At 55.1% G+C, this 18,685-nt stretch carries 19 protein-coding genes and 1 pseudogene; 11 read left to right on the top strand and 9 right to left on the bottom strand.

What is annotated here, in order from left to right:
- Positions 1-27: 27 nt before the first annotated feature.
- Entirely contained in the window at positions 28-1,719 is a 1,692-nt protein-coding gene (locus ACWNZ1_RS20600) for a ShlB/FhaC/HecB family hemolysin secretion/activation protein (protein ID WP_135847310.1), read from the bottom strand.
- A 335-nt stretch (positions 1,720-2,054) separates the two neighbouring features.
- Between ACWNZ1_RS20600 and ACWNZ1_RS20595 the strand changes: the two genes are divergently transcribed.
- A complete protein-coding gene (locus tag ACWNZ1_RS20595) occupies positions 2,055-3,065 on the top strand; it encodes a DUF6515 family protein (protein ID WP_135847309.1) in 1,011 nt (336 codons plus the stop codon).
- Positions 3,066-3,129: 64 nt separating this feature from the next.
- On the opposite strand, the gene ACWNZ1_RS20590 is transcribed toward ACWNZ1_RS20595, so the two are convergent.
- Positions 3,130-4,023, bottom strand: coding sequence for a cation diffusion facilitator family transporter (locus tag ACWNZ1_RS20590; protein WP_456027857.1), 894 nt, complete (start codon positions 4,021-4,023; stop codon positions 3,130-3,132).
- A 28-nt stretch (positions 4,024-4,051) separates the two neighbouring features.
- Positions 4,052-4,471, bottom strand: a complete 420-nt coding sequence (locus tag ACWNZ1_RS20585; RefSeq protein ID WP_135847307.1) for a polyribonucleotide nucleotidyltransferase — start codon at positions 4,469-4,471, stop codon at positions 4,052-4,054.
- A gap of 95 nt (positions 4,472-4,566) precedes the next feature.
- Here ACWNZ1_RS20585 and ACWNZ1_RS20580 point away from each other — a divergent pair.
- Positions 4,567-4,947, top strand: a pseudogene (locus tag ACWNZ1_RS20580) (DEAD/DEAH box helicase); the annotation flags it as partial.
- A 129-nt stretch (positions 4,948-5,076) separates the two neighbouring features.
- Positions 5,077-7,599, top strand: coding sequence for an ATP-dependent helicase HrpB (gene hrpB / locus ACWNZ1_RS20575; protein ID WP_456027856.1), 2,523 nt, complete (start codon positions 5,077-5,079; stop codon positions 7,597-7,599).
- 210 nt (positions 7,600-7,809) lie between these two features.
- On the opposite strand, the gene ACWNZ1_RS20570 is transcribed toward hrpB, so the two are convergent.
- Positions 7,810-8,499 carry a helix-turn-helix domain-containing protein gene (locus ACWNZ1_RS20570; protein ID WP_456027855.1) on the bottom strand — a complete coding sequence of 230 codons (690 nt, stop codon included), beginning with the start codon at positions 8,497-8,499 and terminating at the stop codon, positions 7,810-7,812.
- Between the two features lie 306 nt (positions 8,500-8,805).
- Here ACWNZ1_RS20570 and ACWNZ1_RS20565 point away from each other — a divergent pair, with 306 nt between their 5' ends.
- Genes ACWNZ1_RS20565 through ACWNZ1_RS20555 form a run of 3 tightly spaced genes read left to right on the top strand, consistent with a single transcriptional unit; the run spans position 8,806 to position 11,378 of the window.
- Positions 8,806-9,450 (top strand): hypothetical protein, encoded by a 645-nt coding sequence (locus ACWNZ1_RS20565; protein ID WP_456027854.1) that lies wholly within the window; start codon positions 8,806-8,808, stop codon positions 9,448-9,450.
- A complete protein-coding gene (locus ACWNZ1_RS20560; RefSeq protein WP_456027853.1) occupies positions 9,443-10,309 on the top strand; it encodes an ImmA/IrrE family metallo-endopeptidase in 867 nt (288 codons plus the stop codon). The genes ACWNZ1_RS20565 and ACWNZ1_RS20560 overlap by 8 nt, the downstream gene beginning before the upstream one ends.
- Positions 10,302-11,378, top strand: a complete 1,077-nt coding sequence (locus tag ACWNZ1_RS20555) for a beta family protein (protein WP_046482361.1) — start codon at positions 10,302-10,304, stop codon at positions 11,376-11,378. Before ACWNZ1_RS20560 ends, ACWNZ1_RS20555 begins: the two co-directional genes overlap by 8 nt.
- On the opposite strand, the gene ACWNZ1_RS20550 is transcribed toward ACWNZ1_RS20555, so the two are convergent.
- Positions 11,337-11,924, bottom strand: a complete 588-nt coding sequence (locus ACWNZ1_RS20550; RefSeq protein ID WP_046482359.1) for a sce7726 family protein — start codon at positions 11,922-11,924, stop codon at positions 11,337-11,339. The two genes, ACWNZ1_RS20555 and ACWNZ1_RS20550, sit on opposite strands and share 42 nt — an antisense overlap.
- Positions 11,925-12,129: 205 nt before the next feature.
- Between ACWNZ1_RS20550 and ACWNZ1_RS20545 the strand changes: the two genes are divergently transcribed.
- Complete coding sequence (locus ACWNZ1_RS20545) at positions 12,130-12,681, top strand: hypothetical protein (RefSeq protein ID WP_456027852.1); 552 nt, start codon at positions 12,130-12,132, stop codon at positions 12,679-12,681.
- 33 nt (positions 12,682-12,714) lie between these two features.
- Here ACWNZ1_RS20545 and ACWNZ1_RS20540 read toward each other — a convergent pair whose 3' ends face one another.
- The 3 genes from ACWNZ1_RS20540 to ACWNZ1_RS20530 form a co-directional block, all read right to left on the bottom strand.
- Complete coding sequence (locus ACWNZ1_RS20540; protein ID WP_456027851.1) at positions 12,715-14,292, bottom strand: ATP-dependent nuclease; 1,578 nt, start codon at positions 14,290-14,292, stop codon at positions 12,715-12,717.
- 215 nt (positions 14,293-14,507) lie between these two features.
- The gene (locus ACWNZ1_RS20535) at positions 14,508-14,714 is read right to left on the bottom strand and encodes a hypothetical protein (RefSeq protein ID WP_017337041.1); all 207 of its coding nucleotides are present in this window, start codon (positions 14,712-14,714) and stop codon (positions 14,508-14,510) included.
- Between the two features lie 18 nt (positions 14,715-14,732).
- On the bottom strand, positions 14,733-15,140 hold the full coding sequence (locus ACWNZ1_RS20530; protein WP_456027850.1) for a hypothetical protein: 408 nt from the start codon (positions 15,138-15,140) through the stop codon (positions 14,733-14,735).
- Between the two features lie 176 nt (positions 15,141-15,316).
- Between ACWNZ1_RS20530 and ACWNZ1_RS20525 the strand changes: the two genes are divergently transcribed.
- Both ACWNZ1_RS20525 and ACWNZ1_RS20520 read left to right on the top strand, forming a co-directional pair.
- Complete coding sequence (locus ACWNZ1_RS20525) at positions 15,317-15,922, top strand: DUF7693 family protein (protein WP_456027849.1); 606 nt, start codon at positions 15,317-15,319, stop codon at positions 15,920-15,922.
- Positions 15,923-16,089: 167 nt separating this feature from the next.
- A complete protein-coding gene (locus tag ACWNZ1_RS20520; protein WP_456027848.1) occupies positions 16,090-16,770 on the top strand; it encodes a competence protein CoiA in 681 nt (226 codons plus the stop codon).
- A gap of 210 nt (positions 16,771-16,980) precedes the next feature.
- On the opposite strand, the gene ACWNZ1_RS20515 is transcribed toward ACWNZ1_RS20520, so the two are convergent.
- Positions 16,981-17,229 carry a CsbD family protein gene (locus tag ACWNZ1_RS20515; protein WP_330714079.1) on the bottom strand — a complete coding sequence of 83 codons (249 nt, stop codon included), beginning with the start codon at positions 17,227-17,229 and terminating at the stop codon, positions 16,981-16,983.
- A gap of 191 nt (positions 17,230-17,420) precedes the next feature.
- Between ACWNZ1_RS20515 and ACWNZ1_RS20510 the strand changes: the two genes are divergently transcribed.
- The gene (locus tag ACWNZ1_RS20510) at positions 17,421-18,011 is read left to right on the top strand and encodes an acyl carrier protein phosphodiesterase (protein WP_210043772.1); all 591 of its coding nucleotides are present in this window, start codon (positions 17,421-17,423) and stop codon (positions 18,009-18,011) included.
- Between the two features lie 113 nt (positions 18,012-18,124).
- Entirely contained in the window at positions 18,125-18,685 is a 561-nt protein-coding gene (locus tag ACWNZ1_RS20505; RefSeq protein ID WP_210043771.1) for a TetR/AcrR family transcriptional regulator, read from the top strand.

Genomic DNA, 18,685 nt, shown 5'->3' with positions numbered 1-18,685 from the left:
CTTCCATTTACAAGAGCGAGTCGGGTGTCAGAAAAACAGATCGACGCGGAAATACACCGGGCGTTCACGTTTTTCGATAATCCCCGGGCGTTCCAGTGAGCGGGCAAAACTCACGGAAGTTGCGAGGTTCTTGCCCCTGGCGTTGAACTCCAGGGCGTTACCGGTGAGGCGACCGCGCTCGTCGGGGTTCGAGGATCTTCCCTCGATCACCCCGACATCGTAGGCAAACGCCACGCCGTACTCCTGCAACAGCGGTTGCAGGGGCTGCCAGGTCACAGCTCGGCGCCAGCGCAACTGGTTACGCCAGTAACCGCCGCTGTCGCCGGTCAAAGTCTGGTCTTGCAGGCCACGTACCGAACTGACACCACCGAGGCTGATTCGTTGCGGGCTGTAGAGTTCATCTTCGCTGCGCTGACCCGTTGCAAGGCTGTCGAAGCTGAAGTTTTCACCCCATAAGCGGAACGGCTGCAGGTAGCTCAGGGTCAGGCTGTATTTGTTGTAGCGCGATTGGGGGCCATGGTGGGAGCTGTCCCGTTGGGCATCCAGCATGCCAATCCCCTGTTGCCAGCCGGCATCCAGGTTGATGAACGCCGAGCCGACGCGCCGACCATGGTTGAGGTTCAATTGGGTCTCGGTGATGGTCACGCTGGAGGTGTCGATGAAGTTATCGTCCACGTAGTTGCGTGTGCGCAGTTGGCTGAGGCCGAAACTGACGCCGGTCTTGCTCACGTTGTCGCGATGCAGTACGCGCTCGGCGCGCAACGCGTGGTTCTTGCTGGTACCGTCATAACCGAATGTGTAGCCTTGGGCGTTGCCGCTGGCGCGGTAGAAGCTCTGGCTGTAGGCGTAATTGAAGGTCCACCAGCCGTAGGGCACGCTGTAATACAGGCTCTGATTGTCGGAGTGACGCCAGTGATCGCTGACCGCGTCCTGATTGGCGCGCAGGCTCAATTGGTCGGCCAGGCCCAATGGGCTGTCCCAGTCCAGGCCCAGACCCATTTGCTGCTGGCCAGTGCTGCGGTCGCCGTCGTTGTTACGCGTGGCCGATACGCGCCAGGGTTTTTCACGCTCGCCCTTGAGGCCGATACGGCTGCCACCGACCTGCTCGCCTGGTGCCAGTTCGAGCTGGGCCTGACGGGACGGCAAGCGACTGAGCTGATCCACCAATTGTTCCAGTTCCCGCAGGTTCAGCGGCTCGCCGGTCTGACCGGGAAAAGTCATGGCCAATTCGCGAGGGGTGGCCAGGGCGGAGCTGTCGAAGCCTTCAAGTCGCCCTTCGACTACCACTATTTTCAACACGCCGCCCGACAGATCCTGCTGCGGCAGGTAGGCTCGTGTTGTGACGAAACCGCGCTCGAGATAGTGATGGGTCAAGGCCTTGAGCAAGGTATTGATCTGTCCGACCGACAGGCATTGGTTCTGATAGGGCTTGAGCAACTGCTCGCGCATGCCCGCGTCAAGGTGGGCCGCGCCCTCAAGCTCGATGGTCTTGATGTCGAAGCAACGTTTGTCGTCGGGGGTGGCAGGGGCAGGCGCGGGCAAGGTCTTGCCGGGCAGTTGTTGGAGTTCGTCGAGGCGTTTTTGTTGTTCTTGCAGCAGTTGCTGCTGACGATCACGAATCAGATCGCGGTCACCGGGTGTTTGGATGGGCGCGGCATGGACCAGGGATGTAAACACCGCACAACAAGCCAAAACGTGCGTAACGCCAAAACGTGACATGCCTTCATTCCCTTGAATGGCTAACTGCGGCGGATGCCGGCGGTTGTTTCAGGCGAATAAGAAGTCCCTGTCGCCTGGCGAAAACGGTGGGCATCTTAAGTGGTAACGCTTCCTGTCTTGAAGAATTACTTGTAAATCCGACGAACGGTAGTTGTCAGGTCATTTTTTGATGATGGCACTTTGCTTTATCTGACGTGGCCCTGCGCAAGGTGGTGGCCTGGTTGGGGGATCAGCAAATGCCTGCGAAATAAACCCCGTGACTGATAACCTGTTGCAGAACCGGCCTGGGCTTTTCCAGTCTTATCATCAGGCCCTGAACCGTTGTGAGGAATTTCATGAAGTCGCGCATCTGGCGTTTGGCAGGTGTTGGTCTGTTGTGGGCAAGTGTCAGTGCGCAGGGAATGGCCGACGATCAGCAAAACCGTGGCGGACCGGACGGCGGTCGTGGTCAGGACGGGCGCGATGGCAACGGCCAGGGTTATTCGGGCCAGCCGCGGCCACAGAACAACGAAATCATTCGTGGCGACAACAGTCGTCAGTTCGAGGTCAAGCCACTGCCGCAATATCAGGGCGGCCAGTCGTATAACCGTCCGCCTCAAGACCCCAACGGTCCCGGCCGTCCACAGCAGCAACCCGGCAATAACCTGCCGATACAGGGCCGGCCTGACAGCGTGACCCAGACCCAGGAACCGCGACCGGGTTACTACCGCGATATCCCGCGCCGCAGCGATGGCTATCCGAACGGCGGGCCACGCCCAGGTCATGACAATCGCCCCGACCAGCAATGGTCCGGCCGGCCGAGCGGTCATGGCACCGGCTGGGGCCCGGGACCGCAATATCGCCCGGGTTATGTGATCGACCGGTTCCCGGACCGCAACTACCGCGTACCTTATCGTGGCCATGACTATTTCTACTCGGGCGGCTACTGGTATCGCCCTCAAGGCCCGCGCTATGTTGTGGTCGAGCCGCCGCGCGGAATCCGTATCCGTTATCTGCCTGATTATGCCCGGGAAGTCTGGATCGGCAGCTCGCTGTTCTTTCTCGCCGCCGGTGCCTATTACGTCTACGAAGCCAACACCCGGGACTACGTCGTGGTCGAGCCGCCGGTGGCCAACCCGCAGCCCCAGCCCCAAGGCAACAGCTTTGACGTGGTGGCTTACCCGGCCAACGGCCAGTCGCCCGAGCAGGTCAATCAGGACGGGTACGATTGCTATCGCTGGGCGGTGCAGCAGAGTGGTTTCGATCCGCGCAACTACACCTACCCGCCAGCGCCGGAAGTGGTGCAGACCTATCGCCAGGCCCAGGGCAGTTGCTTGAGTAGTCGTGGGTATCAGGTGACTTACTGAGGCTCGGTAAAGGTCGCGCGGACGCTGCTTTTTGTGGCGAGGGGATAAATCCCCTCGCCACAGGTTAGGCGCTAGCGCCTTTCACCACTTCCGACGGATCGGCATGCACCAGCACTTCGGCCTTTGGATAAGCGTTGTGGATAGCGTCGGCGGCCTGGTCGCTGATGCCATGGGCCACTGACAAGGTCAGCTCCCCCGGCAACTCCAGGTGCAGTTGCACGAACCAATGGTTGCCGGAGATCCGCGTGCGCAGGTCATGGGCGCCCAGCACGCCGGGCACCGCACAGGCCAGTTCCAGCATGTGTTGGCTGACGTCGGGTGGCAGTTCCTGATCCATCAGCACCGCGAAGCTTTCCCGGGCGATCTGGACGGCGCTCCACAGAATGTACGCAGCGATGCCCAGGCCGAACCAGGCGTCCAATTGATACCAGCCGAACCCCGCCAGCACCAGGGCGACCAGGATGCTGCCGTTGAGCAACAGGTCGGAGCGATAGTGCAGGGAGTCGGCGCGCACGGCGTTGGAGCCGGTGGCGCGGATGACCCGATGTTGCAACGCCAGAAGCGCCAGGGTCAGCCCCAGGGAAAATACGATCACGCCGACGCTGAGCCAGGGCGCTTCCACCGGAATCGGGTGTTTCAGACGCTCGAGCGCCTGCAAGGCAATCAATACTGCACTGCCGCCGATAAATAGCGCCTGGGCCATGCCGGCCAGGGATTCGGCCTTGCCGTGCCCGTAGCGATGATCGTCGTCGGCGGGGCGCAGGGCGTAATGCACCGCCAGCAGATTAAGCAGTGAAGTGACGCCGTCCAGCGCCGAGTCGGTCAGGCCGGCGAGCATGCTCACCGAACCGCTCAGCCACCAGGCCACTGCCTTGGCAACAACCAGGATCAGTGCCACGGCCACCGAAGCACGGGTGGCCAGGCGTAACAGACGAGCGTGTTCGGTGCTGGTGGTCATGGCGCGGTCGTTCCTTGCGTGGCGCCAGTTATGCGGCTGGTTTGAGACCGAGGGCGGCCAGTTGCTGGGCGTTGCCCTTGTGCTGGATCAGCCGTGGATCGTCCAGCGGGAAGCTGCGGCCCAGTTCGCTTTCCAGGATCGCCTGCAGCTTGAGGTTATTGACGCTGCCGTCGGCGTTGATGGCCGGCTTGAGTTTCTCCGGCTCGATCTGGACGCTTTTGCCCGGTTCGAAGTAAATGGCACCGGTGGCGAAGTCCACTGCGAACGCGATCAGGCCGGGGATGATATAGAACAGCAGGCCGACGGCATCGAGTGCGGCAATCGCCGGGTCGATCTTGCCGTCGATCTGGCCACGACGGTCCGGATAGAAGATCGAGCCGCAGGCGCTGACCTGGGTCAGCAGGGTGGCGACCAGGACGCCGCCGATCACGCGAAAGGGAATACGCATAGCAATCTCCTGAGCAGATAAAGGCGTTGCTGGTTGGAGTCCAGACCACGCTAAACAGTTCGCCGTTATACTCGGCCCTCTGTTTTGGAGCCAGCATGATTTCTTTGCCGATTGATGAAGTTTTACCCGCCCTGCGTCAAGCCTTGGCGTCGCGCCACGAAGCGGTGCTCGAAGCGCCGCCCGGTGCCGGTAAAACCACCCGCGTGCCCTTGGCTCTGTTGCACGAGCCCTGGCTGGCCGGGCAGACCATCCTGATGCTTGAGCCACGGCGCCTGGCCGCGCGGGCGGCGGCCGAGCGACTGGCCAGTGAGCTGGGGGAAAAGGTCGGCGAAACCGTTGGCTATCGGATTCGTCTCGACAGCAAGGTCGGGCCCAAGACCCGCATTGAAGTGGTCACCGAAGGCATCCTCACTCGCCGTTTGCAGGACGACCCGGCACTGGAGGGTGTGGGGCTGCTGATTTTCGATGAATTCCACGTTTTGCTGAATGCACAGAAACCATCACTTTCTTGTCAAATACTCTCAAACAACGCCGTCTCAGTCTGAGGGCTTAATCTCCTCGCTTGATCCCCCGTCGTATACTGCTTCCCTGATTTGGGAGCCTCGATGATTTCACTACCTATTGACCTCGTATTGCCAGACCTACGAGAGGCCCTGGCCAACCGCCACGAAGTAATCCTTGAAGCTCCTCCTGGTGCTGGCAAGACCACTCGAGTGCCACTAGCACTACTGAACGAGCCTTGGCTCGGTGATCAGAAGATCCTGATGCTCGAGCCTCGTCGATTGGCTGCTCGGGCCGCCGCTGAACGTTTGGCGAGTGAGCTTGGTGAGAAGGTTGGTGAGACTGTCGGATACCGCATTCGTCTTGAAAGCAAGGTAGGCCCACGAACCCGGATTGAAGTAGTGACCGAAGGTATCCTGGCTCGCCGGCTTCAAGATGACCCCGCGCTGGATGGTGTGGGTGTGGTGATCTTCGACGAATACCACTTGCGAAACCTCGACTCCGACCTTGCACTGGCTCTGTGCGTGAGTGCTCGTGAGCTTCTGCGTGATGAACCGCCACTGAAGTTGCTTCTGATGTCCGCAACGCTGGAAGGTGCTCGCCTTTCAAAAGTGCTGAATGATGCGCCTGTGGTCACCAGTGAGGGCCGGATGTATCCGGTCGTACCGGTTTGGGGCAGTCCATATCAGCCGGGCGAGCGTATGGATGCGCGAGTCACTGACACCTGTTTGGCTGCCATCAACGAACAGTCGGGAAGCGTTTTGGTTTTCCTTCCTGGGCAGGCAGAGATTCGGCGGGTGGCTGAGGCGCTCAAAGAGCAGTTGAGTGGTCGTCCAGAGGTGATCGTATGCCCGCTGTACGGCGACCTCGACCTGAACGCCCAGCGTGCTGCTATTGACCCAGCACCCAACGGCTCCCGGAAGATCGTACTGGCCACGAACATCGCTGAAACCAGCTTGACCATCGAAGGCGTTAGGGTTGTGGTGGACAGTGGTCTCGAGCGAGTGCCGAAGTTCGATCCTCGCAGCGGTATGACGCGACTCGACACGCAGCGTATTTCCAAGGCCAGTGCTACCCAGCGTGCAGGACGGGCAGGGCGATTGGAACCAGGTATCTGCTATCGCCTTTGGTCTGAGTCGCAGCACGAGCAAATGGCTGGCTACAGTGCCCCTGAAATCCTGCAGGCGGATCTTGCATCCCTGGCTCTCCAGTTGGCCCGGTGGGGAATGAAGCTGGAGGAGATGACCTGGCTCGACCAACCTCCATCAGCTCCCTTCGGCCAAGGTAGAGACCTGCTGAAGCGCCTGGGCGCACTCGACGATGCTGGACAGCTCACACCACACGGATCAGCCATGAGCGAGCTCCCAGCGCATCCACGGATCGCTCACATGCTCATTAAAGGCAACGCGATGGGGCTGGATGACCTCGCTTGCAACATCGCGGCGCTGCTCGGTGAGAAAGACATCTTGCGTGGTACAGGTGCTGATCTTCACACCAGGCTGAGTGCATTATCCGGCGACCAACATTCACGTCGAGGCGGTGGCTCATTTCAGCGCGTGAAGCAGTCTGCTCGGCAGTATCGATCCCTGCTACGTGGGAGTGCCGTCCACCCAGTCAGCGAACCCGATCACCCAAGATGGGTAGGGTGTCTACTGGCATTCGCCTACCCTGACCGAATCGGTCTCCAGAGGCGTGCAAGTGCATCCGAGTACCGTCTCTCCAACGGTCGGGCTGCCGTGTTCTCAGAGCCTGATGCTCTCACCAAGCACGAGTGGCTGGTGGTAGCCGATCTTGGTAGCCGGCAAGGCCAGCGTGAGGAGCGGATCTACATGGCGAGTGACCTCGATCCGGCCCTTTTCGATGACGAGCTAGGTGACCTCGTGAGGTCTGTCGATGAGATCGACTGGGATGAAAGGGAAGGGGTACTCAAGGCTGAGCGGCAGTTGAAGGTTGGGCAACTCATCTTGTCGACGACAGCCCTGCCAAGTCTCGATGAGCAAACCCGTTCGCTGGCCTTGGTCAACCTCGTGAGGCGCAAGGGCATTGAACTCCTGCCCTGGAGCCCTGAGCTGCGGCAGTGGCAAGCTCGAGTCGATCTGCTCCGTCAGATGGATATCCAGAGTGGCCAATCCGCTAGCAAATGGCCTGATCTCAGTGATACCAATCTCTTGGATACACTGGAAGATTGGCTGACGCCATACCTGGGCAAAGTCACGAGGCTCAGTCACTTCAGTCAGCTGGATCTGTCCTCGATAGTCAGAAATCTTCTGCCTTGGCCGCTTCCGCAGGAACTAGAGGTTCAAGCACCGCAGACGATTCAGGTGCCGTCAGGGTCGAACATTCGCATCGACTACAGCGAACAGCCACCTATTCTGGCCGTACGACTGCAGGAGCTGTTTGGGATGGCAGAAACGCCCCGCATAGCCCACGGTAAGCAACCTCTGGTTCTGCATCTTTTATCGCCAGCCCGCAGGCCTGTGCAGGTGACCCAGGATCTAGCCAATTTTTGGCGCAGCACCTATGCGGAGGTGAAGAAGGATCTTAAAGGTAGATATCCGAAGCATTTTTGGCCTGAAGACCCGTTGGTGGCAGAAGCGACTGCAAGAGCGAAGCCTAGGAAGCCCTGAGGGGCGAGCAGCTTTTTGGGCGTGCCCTGTCGGTCGGCTGTCGTGAACCAAGCTGCCGGAGGCGTCTTGGCCCGCAGGGCTTCCATCCTCACGCCTTTGGCCCTTCGGGCCGGCGCGCTCCGCTTGCTCTCCACCATGGGCCTAAGAGTAGGCGAATAGCAATTGTGAAATAGGTGCTCATTTAGCTCCACGACCGGGATAGGCGGGTCACTAAATGCCCATCTTCCGAGGCAGGGCCAACTCTTCTGGCGCTTCACCTTCTCTGAATCCAATCAGGTAAAGCACATCCCCTACAGGGAATGCTTCCACATGCGAATCCGAGGTGCCGTTGTGTACCACTGGACAGGTCGCATAGCGCAGATCAACGCCCTGTTCGTTTAGGAGTTCGATCATGGCCTGGAGTTCTTCAAAAACCTCCAAGCGCGCTGTGCTGGAATAGAGCTCGGCGCAGTCGCGATACTCCCGTAGGTAATCAGTGAGCTCCGCGAATGCCAGTGCCTGGTCTCTGGATGGCTCGAAGGCGGGCTCGATATAATCGCCGATGCTTTCAGCTGCAAGTTTGGCCAAGCCCCTGCCTGATTCGAGCTTCAGTGCCTTCGTCATGACATACCTCAGATCGAACTGCTCACGAGCAGCGCGCAGCTGCTCCTCGGTTGGAATCTCCATCGGTTTAGTGAATGCGTCGATGTCCTGGAACTCAAAAGCAGAGGCGAGAGAGCGAAGCGTATTGAGGCTTGCCCCGGCCCCTGCTTCAACCCGCTGGATGGTTCTGGGCGTAGTCTTGGCGAGCACCGCCAGCGTCTCTTGAGACCACTGACGCAATTCGCGCAGATACCTGATCACTTGGCCCAGTTCACCTTTGCTCAGTACGCGGGTTTCAACGGTGTCAAAATTACTCATCTCGTGTCCCCTGTCTCAGTTGCTGTTCAGATGGTTCAAGTATGAGTCGGAGGCGATCCGGGCGACACGACACGAACCTGACAGTGTAATAGTGGCCAGCACTGCCGATCTGATGAGTGCAATCGGACGGAGATACCTGCACAGACTATCGCGTCTACAATGGTGATCACTGGTTTTGACGTCATAAGTAGTACGTTGAGGCTGGCAGTCAATAGTGGCATCATCTGGCCATTAATACGGAGAGGGATTTCCACATGATGCCATTCGGACTGTCCGAGGGCTGCGCTCCCAGCGGTGTGCGCTCTGATGACTGAGCCCACCCTTAAGTGTCGCCATTCAGGACAGCAGGTGCCTTACCAGATCCATCAAGGTCTGGCTCCCACGTATGTGTTCCAGTTGAGCGAGCAGTGGGATACCGAGAAGCGCCATATCATGAAACAGCTGATGGCGGACATTCCTGCTGCCGCAGATGACCCCAACGTGCTTTTCGAACAATTGCCCACCTATGGATTATCAGATTTCCATTGGAGCTGGCTGGACAAGGCGTTCGCCTTCCGTAGCGATGATTACCACTGGTTCTTCCTGAGCGCACTGGGGCGGATACAGGCGACTTGCGTCATCTATCATCCCAAGGAAAGCCGCTTGGACGGGGAGCGCATTTTCTACATCGATTACGTTGCGTCTGCGTACTGGAATCGAGATCGACCGAACTACGTGAAGCAGTTTGGTAGCGTCAGTCGGATCCTGATTGCCCATGCTTCTCACTTCGCCATCAACACGCTCGGCTACCGTCCAGGCTTCTGCCTGCACTCGCTACCTACTGCGGAAGGGTACTACCGCTACTTGGGCATGATTGAGTACGACGCTGATGCCGAAAAAGAGAACCTGCGTTACTTCGAAGCACCTCCTGACATAGCTGGAAAGCTGGCAGGGGAGGCTCATCATGTCTGATTCTCCAGAAGGTCTTCCAGAGGACTTCGAGGTTTATCCATCCTCGCGGGACGCTGCAGTCGAGTTCACGGCGGCTCTTTCAAACTTGAAGAAAGCCTTGAAGCCAGCAGATGCCAAAACGCATGGTCGACCAGGTGAGGCGTATGACGACTTCATCATTCGGCTTGCCCTCAGCGCTACCAACAACAACGCGGTGCTCTATCGCAAGAATGATTCTGCGGAAGAAACCAAGATCCAAGCGTGGTTGTCGCTGATCAATGAAAAATCCAAGTTCAGCTTGCTGAGCCGGAGGATGCCTAATTTCGAGGGGTTGAGCACTCAGCAACTTCGAGATATTGCCCTCCTGAGCCTGACGCCTGAGAACATCACCTCCCTGGTCGATGTCCTGGCTGAAGCATATGGAGTGCTGCTGGTGGTGGAGCCTGGCTTCAAGTCGATGAAAATGGACGGGTGTACGTTCAAGCTTTCTCAGGGCACGCCAGTTGTTGGGATAGCGCTTCGCTACAATCGCTACGATAACTTCTGGTTTACGCTCATGCACGAGCTAGCCCATATTCATATGCATTACGATTATCTCGATAATCCTATTTTGGACGACCTCGAAGAGGATAGCGATTCTGATCGTGAGATTGAGGCCAATATTATCGCGAAAGATAGTTTGGTCTCTCGCCAGTATTGGCGTATGGCCTGGAATATCCGGGCTGATAGGAAGCAATTGCTGGATGTGTGCTCTAGAGCGGAAGTGCATCCATCTATCATGGCCGGGATGATTCGCCACCAAGCTAGGAATTATAAGCTTTACCCTGAATTGCATCACTCCATGGACGTTAAAAGCGCTTTCGGGTTTGCCAATGATTAAATATGTTCCTTTTCTTAAGCTTAAACAGAATGAGATCCAAAGTGTTGGGGTGTTGGATGGAGGCATTCGTGATCAAATTGCTCCCATGTATGACATTCCCCGAACGCAAAAAGTGATGGATGAGGATGAGGTCATTGATCGCTTGAGGATCGCAGATAAAGAGCTAGGTAATGCTCTGGAAAATGGCATAAATTATAAGTTCTTTGTTGACAACTTCGATGTCGATGATAGTGTCGATCTGGGCACTGTCCCGCAGTACAGGGCCGTTCTTGCAACGCTGTCGAATTACCAAGTTATGCCAGTTCTGGCCTTTGATCGGCACCCAGATCATAACGTCGCGGCGCTTGATTTCGTCAAATCGCGACCGGGCACAGATGTCGGTATACGCCTTCAAATGATCGACATTGAAAGCTACAACCTCACAAAGAGTAACCTTCAGGCACTTTGGGCAGACTTGGTGGTCGCCAAGCCACAGACAGTAATTCTTTTGATTGATCTACGCATCATCGATGATGCAGCCGACTCCAAGAGGAAGGTGGAAAGGTTTGTGGCTAGCTTCCAAGGTGATTTTCCAGGCGCCAAAGTGGTTGTCTCTGGGTCAGTAGTGCCTGCATCTATTGCAGGGCTACTCCCGACAAACTCCAAAGCTCATATTCCTCGAGAGGAATACAAGCTGTGGCGGGCTATGAACTCAACCCCCGCCTTCAAGGAGGTGTTGTTTGGAGACTACGGCGTGGTCAGTCCGGAGTATTCAGACTTTGAGATGGAACCTGAGTTTATCAGTAGTCGGGCGGCGCCTAAGGTTTTCTACACTTATAGTGATAGCTTCTTCATTGCGCGTGGGCGACGGTTCAAAACTCACAAATTTAGGCAGTATTTTGATATTTCTGATGTGATTGTGAATGAGCCATTTTTTAGGCTGTCTACTCCGCATTATTCATATGGTGAGCAGTACATTCATGACCGCAGCTACAAGGCTCCAGCAAGGTCGAAAAAGACAGGCAACCCAGGAACGTGGATTAAAAGCTCAACCGCCGCTCACATCACTTTCGTGGTTAACAACATTTGAGCGCCTTTCGATGAGGGCGCCTTGGATTCCTGCGAGGGCGTCGTCGCGGCTCAGCTGATAGCTGATCTGTTCAGCGATATCGTCACGGTTGAAAGACTTTTTGAAGACCACCTCGGGATGTGAGGTCGCAATGGCCGTCAGCTCTGCCTTCCAGAGCATGAGAAGAGCGTCTTTCTTGGAGAACATTGGATTAGTGCCGGCCTTTCGGACATAACGCAACATTGTCCGATCTCTACCTGACGTGGCCAAGATAATGCCCCAGTAGGAGGGGATCTTATCCATTGCCCAGCGTACGTGATTTTCTGTGGTCACTAGGGTCAGTTTGGGGAACGACCTTGAGTAGAACTCTGACTGCGACAGAATGCGTCGTACGTTATCTGTCTCGCCCTTGATTTCGTAGCAATGCATCTCGCGATAGCAGGCAACTACGTCAGCAATGGCATTGCCATTATCGATGGTGAGCTCTTCGAGCACTCGAGCAGGTTTAGGCGACCGCTTCATTAGGTGGTCGACTAAGGCTGTTCGGATTTCTTTATCTCTGAGCACTCAGAGCTCCAGGCGGGCGCAAACGCAACATTTTAGCCTATGAACCCTTCAGTTGTGGAGTGCGCTTATCCAGCCTTATCAAGTTCCCGACCGACAACCCGTGGCGCCTGAGTGCTGGTTCAGATTCCATCGTTTCGAGCAGGGAGGCTTTGGGTGATAGCCTACCGGAGTGCCTTAGCTACCACCCGAGTCACCGGAGCCTCACATGATCAACCTCCATCGCTTAATCTCCAGGCTGTTTCACGACCGCCGTCCCGATTGGGAGCAGAAGCGTGAGCGCGAGTTCATCCGGGCGGCGAACTCCTTGAAGACCCTCAAGGTGACACCGGAGGGCGGGATGTCCATCAATCCCGAAGAACTCCGAGATCAGATAATCGCGGCACGCGAGCAGTTGCAGCACCTTGTCCACCAACCAGGAAAGCCGAGCAGGCCATTCCAACCTGTGGCAGAGAACGAGGAGTCGCAGAAGGCTGACCACGCTGCTGAGGCCCCTGTAGAGCTGCAGGGCTGTATTGAGGTGGTGGCTTGGCGTCGGCTCCATAGTGGCGCTGCTGTGCGCTACATGTGCCTCCAGTCTACGAGTACGGGGCGATTCGCTGTCGTGACCGCAAGCCTGTTCTCGGACGGCGCGCATAGTCTTCCATCTTGGATCGAAGCCAACACCGCCAAGCACGTCGCCAATGCCATACAGAACGATCATCTCCGCTGGTTGGCTACTGTGAGCGAGGCGATGGATGCTTGGGATGCAGACCTTTGATTGCCTCGAGGCGATGCTTGCCGATGCTTGTGCCTACAACTGCCATGCCTCAATAGTGTTGAAAAGCCTTTCAATCTGAGTGGGCAAGTCGGTTTGTGGGTCATGGCTATGGCTGAAAGTGTTGTCCCCAGTTACGAACTTGTCGGCGATTGTAACTTTTGAATAGGTAGTAATCTGCTTTAGTCTAGCGCCGAAAATCCGATAATGCTTGTCTCGAAAAGCTGCTGGTAAATAACTTTCAATCGTATAGCCCTCAGTCACCCAGCAATATCCCGTCTTCGACTCATGTTCAGCAATGTCAGCCCAAACCTGATATTTCACGCAGTTTTGGTTAATGCATTCATCAGTGCCGTCAGCTGCGCGCTGAAAGTCTAGATCTCGATCCATAACTACTATGGAGTTCCTGTTTATACTGAATATGTCAATTAATCCTGGCGTAGCATTTGATGTGAAATGGCCGAGCATAGAGCCGCCGTAAAACACGAAGGAGAAATCAAGATTTTCCATGGGCATGGATTTACCATGCGTCGAGCACCAGAGCGAAAGCCAGTGCAAAATGTAGATTCGATCAGACGCCCCTTCGACCCATATCACGCCGTTGGCTTGGAAAACATCGCTTGGCTTTATGCCGAGCCCTGACAGAGCCCTTGCAGGTGATGTTAATTCTGATAATGCGTAACCATTGACTTCAAATAGCTTTGTGTCTGGTACAGACCAGCTTGATATGTCGAGAAGCACAGACGAGTGCGTAGAGATGAAAAGCTGAAGGTTCTTGCGGGTGACGATTTCAGAAACCCTAGCCATCATGAGTCTCTGAAGCGTTGGATGCAGGTGGACTTCAGGCTCCTCGATGACACATATCTGGTCATCCTTAACAGAGTTCAGCCATCCTATTAGTCCAGCAAACGCCCGCCATCCAGACGGCAGCATCTTTATTGGGATATGGTTGTACTGACCTAAATCATCGTTGAGGTAGACACCTAACGTATTCTTATCAAGAAAGCTAATTGGGTTGGCATTCTTGTAGGCGTCATCTGCATTTGGAGGCCTTTTATAGTCTACTTGGTCGGGCTGCAATGGGTGCGGCGCGAGTCCCACTAGATGCTTGCCATCATTATTGAGCGCGTTGATGATTTTGTTAATACAAACTCCGCGCTCGTCGTGTGATGAGCGAAAACTAATTATTGCTTCTAGTTTATCTAAAACCTTTAAAAGTTCTTTGGGAGGTTTCGACGATTTACTGTAAATGCTTCCCTTGAATAAGTGTCTGTCTTCTCGTGTGGTAACGGCTATGTATGTGCCAAATTCATCAATATCTAGCTTGTTTAATACTGAAGCTACCCAAGTTCCATTGTCAAAGTAGATGATGGAAGCCGCCACGGTAGTGGATCGCATGTTTTCACGAGCAATCGTTTTTATAATCTCAACATCCTTGAGTGCGCGCACCATATCTAGCACAGTTGACTTACCGCCGCCGTTGGGGCCGACGAAAATATTAACCTTTGAAGCTTTGACTTGAGGAACATCACGCGGATTGAGGGAGTTGGTCTGCATGATGTTATTGAGGTAGAGTGTTCGAAGCCCCAATAGGCCAAAACTTTTAATATGCAAGATTGTATTCCTTTACTGATTGATTTTGATAGGCGCACCCATTAGGCATCTTCTGAAAATGAGCTCCCGAGCGGTGCAGGCGTCACGCTCGTATTGTACCTAGAGAGACGGAAGGAGAGGTGCTTGCAGGAGTTGTAGTCACCGGCACCGGCAGCTTTCACACTGGTGGGCTATCCGCGATATACAGGAAGAAACAGTACGGGCTGTGGTGAGGTTTACTGAAACCAAGGCCCCCAGGTCGGCGGGTTCTCAACGATGTCGATTGAGGTGCTGAGCTCGTCCTGAATGTGTTCAAAAACTCTGTCGAGACTTGGATGAGCTTTCGACTCTCGCAGGGCAGTCACTACTTCCAGTAGTTCCCGGCCTTGGGCTACATGCATTTGGATATCGCAATACACGGTGTCATCGCTGTCTCGTTCCACGTCTTTTCTCCGTCTGCATCAATCCAGCTTGGGCTTACTTCTGGCAGCTCTGTGTGCCTCGAGGTGCTGCATCTCTGATTCCCAACAAGCCAGGAATTTATACCAGTCCGCAGCGTAAGGCCCATCTAACAATCTGGTCGACCCGATACTCGCCTGATTGAAGCGCTCCCTCCAGGGCTGGGGGATAGTCTGCTCCAAAATGATGTCGGTTCCGGAGTGGTGATACTGCACGGTGACACAATCCCGAAGCTGGTTGAGCTCAAGTGCCTTGTCAGCATGAGGGGAGTCTTTTCGCTCTTGAAGTTCAAGGTCATCAAGAATGGATAAGGGATCGAACGCCTTCGAATCGCCTGGAGATATGTTCGCAAGCATCCACAAAGCTTTTCGTCTCTTGGCCTCCAGTTCGCGGAGTTCATCGTCGGGCATTTGAGTTATCTCTTGTTGGCGTTGATGGCATGCCGCCTGCTGCGTCAGGCTGCCGTGAATCGAGCCCCGCCAAGGCGTGTCTCGCCCCTGCGGGCTGGCATCCCTCACGCCTGCGCGCTCCGCTTGCTTGGTGTCTGAGCCTCTGTGAAGCATAGATCGCAACGCATCCTACCCTCATGATTCGGAGCTCGGCATCGCTATTCGAAGCGTTCTGTTATCGTTCTAAAAGTAAGTTAGTCGCTCTTAGTCATCAGCCTTCTGGGGAGCCGGGATTGGACACAACTCAACGCGTACCAGGCAGAGCCTACCAAACGGTTCGCGATCCTGAGCGCCTGCTCATTGAAGAGCGAGCCGAAGCTCTCTCAGCCGCAGGATATCCGCTGCCAAATGATGATCCGGCTATGTACGCTGAGCAGAGACTGAAAGAGGCCAGAGCGGCAGCTCGTTCGTCGCAGCTAGATGGCGCTGCCGAAGAGGCTCCACTCTCAGCGCGAGAGGTCAGCCAAGTGCTGAGGGAGGTAGCTCTTGGGCGCCTAATTATGGTCAGAGCCTGCGAGAGGGGATGGGAAGAAATTTATGCGGAGCGCTTCAAAGTTAATGTCGAAGGTTGGCGAGTGTCTATTCATAACGACCGCGATGAGCTGGGCTACTGTGAAGAGTGCATAAGCCCTGACGGACGGCGCTGGTCTATAGACTCGGGAAATCGCTTTGGCACAGATCCCATTGCTATGCTGAGCACATGGGAGCATCAAACGCTTGACCGTCTCCTGAAGGCGATTTAAGTGGGGCACCGTCCGCCACCCGCCTCTTTAGACATTTACGCAGGCCTACCAGGCTGCTAGGACGAATTCCGTGCTCAGATATTTGTCTTTCGTCCTGTGAGTTACAAGGTACTGCCGACTAGGAAGTTAAGAGCTGCCGCACCCCATTTTTAGCATCAAGGAAGAAAATGAAATACTCATTGCTTGAAGGCGCTCGTGTAGAGGCCACTCCAAAAGCACGTGGTGTTTGCAGTTTTTGTGGTTCCCAGACCGTCGCTAAATGCGGGAACCATGTCGTCTGGCATTGGGCTCATAAACGTTTGGACAATTGCGATCCGTGGTGGGAAACGGAAACGGCATGGCATCGCGATTGGAAGAATATGTTCCCAACCGAGTGGCAGGAAGTTGTGTTGCAAGCGTCCTCAGGGGAGCGACATATAGCAGATGTCAGAACGCCTTCAGGGATGGTTATTGAGTTTCAGAGATCGACAATACATCCTGAAGAGGTCATCGCGAGGCAAAACTACTATCAAGATATGATCTGGGTGATCGATGGCACGCGAACTGAGTTCGACAGGTACAACTTCAGAATGGGTTTGTCAAAAGTGTCGGAGAATGGACTGGCTTCATTTAGCTGGCATTCCCGCAGCAAGCTTTTTGCTCGCTGGTGGGTTTCCAAACCCGTGTTCATCGACTTCGGCCCCGATTTTGGTATATGGCGCGTCTTAAGATTCGATCCGACTCAAAAACGTGGAGTGGTGGCTTACACACACAAGGAAAAGCTGGTCGAATGGATCACCAACGGCACCACCGATTTTAGCTTCAATGGAGGCCCGGCCTCTGATAAATTCGGTACGGCGGATCAATAAAAACCGATCAAGCGTCTAGCCGGCATCTCTGTCCTTCGGGGTCATTGCTGTGCCGGCTTGCAAATCAAACACTTCGAGACTACTGAGGGACAGGACGCTCATAAAGTGCTCTCCAGTATATCCCTATAGCCCTCGCACCCTTCAGAGATAGCCCTGGAGAGTACGAGAGACGATTTCGGGAGAAGCAACTCAAGGCTTTTCCTCCCACCTTCAGCGGCGCAGGAGACGGTCTAGTATCAGCAGGGCTACTGCACCAATTGCAAGTGCAGCAACCGGCTTCTCTTTGACGAACGTAGACACACTGTCCAGTGCATCGCCATAGGTTTGGGTCAACTGACCGGCAGCCTGGCGTCCCGCACCTTCGGCTTCAAGCTTCGAATCACCCAGTAGTTTCCCCACTGCGCTTTGAGCTTTGCCGGCAACCTTCTCTACAACGCCCTCAACCTGTTCGCTTTTCATGATTTCAATACCTTCTTGAGTTAGCAGCTCAGATTCAGCTGAGCTAGCGGCGATGGGCACAGGTTTAGGGGGATGAGCTTCAAAATAAGTTCAAAGTTGGTAAGGCTCAGGAACGAACCCATCTAGTAGATAGGACATTTTCGACTCTGCTATCTTGACCGTCGACCGCTACTTGCATGAGGGTGCATGGGATGAATTATTTGGCTCATCTACACCTTGGGGGGCAATCGTCTGACGAGCTCCTGGGGAGCCTGTACGGGGACTTTGTTAAAGGCCCACTCGCAGGGCGTTTTTCTCCTAAAACTGAGGCTGCGATTCAGCTGCATCGGACGATTGATGCCTTCACTGATGCTCACGGGTTGGTCAAGCGAGCGCTATCACGATTTCCGAACGAGCAAAGGCGCTACGCTGGAATCGCTCTCGACATGTTCTTTGACCACTGCCTCGCGCGAGATTGGGAGCAATATTGTGACGTGCCGCTGGATGATTTCGCGCAGCAGATCTATGGGATTTTGGAGGCAGAGCCTAACCTTCCTTCGTCGCTGGCGCAGGTCGTGCCTTTGATGATCTCGGAGGATTGGCTGTGCGCCTATAGAGACATTGAAATGATTGGATATGGCTTGGGCATAATCTCGAAGCGCCTTTCCAGACCAGAGGGGCTTGATGGATTGTTCGAACATCTCAAAGGCAACTATGAGGTGCTGAGCGCAGACTTCAGCGATTTTTACCCAGCACTCCAAGCTTTTGCGCGTTTGCCTGCGGACGCGCAAGCCATGCGTTGAGGTTGTGCCGCACTTGCCAGCTCGACTCAAGGCTGAAGCCTGGTAAGGCGAGCGCTGTCTTATGAGGGGTGACTAATTTATGATGTCAGGATGACAAATTCGGATTCGGCATCATGAGTACACGTTCAGACCTTTTGACTAGCGCCGAGGTTCTGCTGCGCACGAAGGGCTACGCGGCCTTCAGCTATGCCGACCTTGCAGACGAAATCGGCATTAAAAAGGCGAGTATTCACCATCACTTCCCCACCAAAGAAGGCTTGGCAATTGCCATAGTCGAGAGCTACCTGTTCCGGTTCAAAAAGCAGCTGGAGGCTATCAATGATGAACACGTCAGTGTTGTCGACCGACTGAATGCGTTCGCCTTGATGTTCGCACAAAGCAGTCTAAACGGGATGCTTCCACTCTGTGGAGCCTTGGCCGCAGAGCTTCTGGCCCTGCCTGAAAGTCTCAAAGAAATGACGAAGGATTTCTTTGAGATCCATCTCACTTGGCTTCAGGCAAATATTAAGCAGGGTCAAGATCGAGGAGAGCTTAAAGCCGACCTGGATGTAATCAGAGTTTCAAGGTACATATTGAATACTTTGGAAGGTGCGAGCTTTGTTTCTTGGGCGATGAGCGATGATTACGAGAAATCTTCGGGATTTGATTTGATTTTATCTACCCTTCGTCACTGA

The organism is Pseudomonas sp. CFBP 5748 (genome assembly GCF_053850495.1).
Note: the sequence above shows the minus strand (reverse complement) of the source record. Positions and strands in the feature narration are given on the sequence as shown.

Bases quoted from the DNA above. Each gene is read 5' to 3' on its own strand.
- ACWNZ1_RS20600 (WP_135847310.1), bottom strand. From the start codon at position 1,719: ATGTCACGTTTTGGCGTTACGCACGTTTTGGCTTGTTGTGCGGTGTTT.
- ACWNZ1_RS20595 (WP_135847309.1), top strand. From the start codon at position 2,055: ATGAAGTCGCGCATCTGGCGTTTGGCAGGTGTTGGTCTGTTGTGGGCA.
- ACWNZ1_RS20590 (WP_456027857.1), bottom strand. From the start codon at position 4,023: ATGACCACCAGCACCGAACACGCTCGTCTGTTACGCCTGGCCACCCGT.
- ACWNZ1_RS20585 (WP_135847307.1), bottom strand. From the start codon at position 4,471: ATGCGTATTCCCTTTCGCGTGATCGGCGGCGTCCTGGTCGCCACCCTG.
- hrpB (WP_456027856.1), top strand. From the start codon at position 5,077: ATGATTTCACTACCTATTGACCTCGTATTGCCAGACCTACGAGAGGCC.
- ACWNZ1_RS20570 (WP_456027855.1), bottom strand. From the start codon at position 8,499: ATGAGTAATTTTGACACCGTTGAAACCCGCGTACTGAGCAAAGGTGAA.
- ACWNZ1_RS20565 (WP_456027854.1), top strand. From the start codon at position 8,806: ATGACTGAGCCCACCCTTAAGTGTCGCCATTCAGGACAGCAGGTGCCT.
- ACWNZ1_RS20560 (WP_456027853.1), top strand. From the start codon at position 9,443: ATGTCTGATTCTCCAGAAGGTCTTCCAGAGGACTTCGAGGTTTATCCA.
- ACWNZ1_RS20555 (WP_046482361.1), top strand. From the start codon at position 10,302: ATGATTAAATATGTTCCTTTTCTTAAGCTTAAACAGAATGAGATCCAA.
- ACWNZ1_RS20545 (WP_456027852.1), top strand. From the start codon at position 12,130: ATGATCAACCTCCATCGCTTAATCTCCAGGCTGTTTCACGACCGCCGT.
- ACWNZ1_RS20530 (WP_456027850.1), bottom strand. From the start codon at position 15,140: ATGCCCGACGATGAACTCCGCGAACTGGAGGCCAAGAGACGAAAAGCT.
- ACWNZ1_RS20525 (WP_456027849.1), top strand. From the start codon at position 15,317: ATGATTCGGAGCTCGGCATCGCTATTCGAAGCGTTCTGTTATCGTTCT.
- ACWNZ1_RS20520 (WP_456027848.1), top strand. From the start codon at position 16,090: ATGAAATACTCATTGCTTGAAGGCGCTCGTGTAGAGGCCACTCCAAAA.
- ACWNZ1_RS20515 (WP_330714079.1), bottom strand. From the start codon at position 17,229: ATGAAAAGCGAACAGGTTGAGGGCGTTGTAGAGAAGGTTGCCGGCAAA.
- ACWNZ1_RS20510 (WP_210043772.1), top strand. From the start codon at position 17,421: ATGAATTATTTGGCTCATCTACACCTTGGGGGGCAATCGTCTGACGAG.
- ACWNZ1_RS20505 (WP_210043771.1), top strand. From the start codon at position 18,125: ATGAGTACACGTTCAGACCTTTTGACTAGCGCCGAGGTTCTGCTGCGC.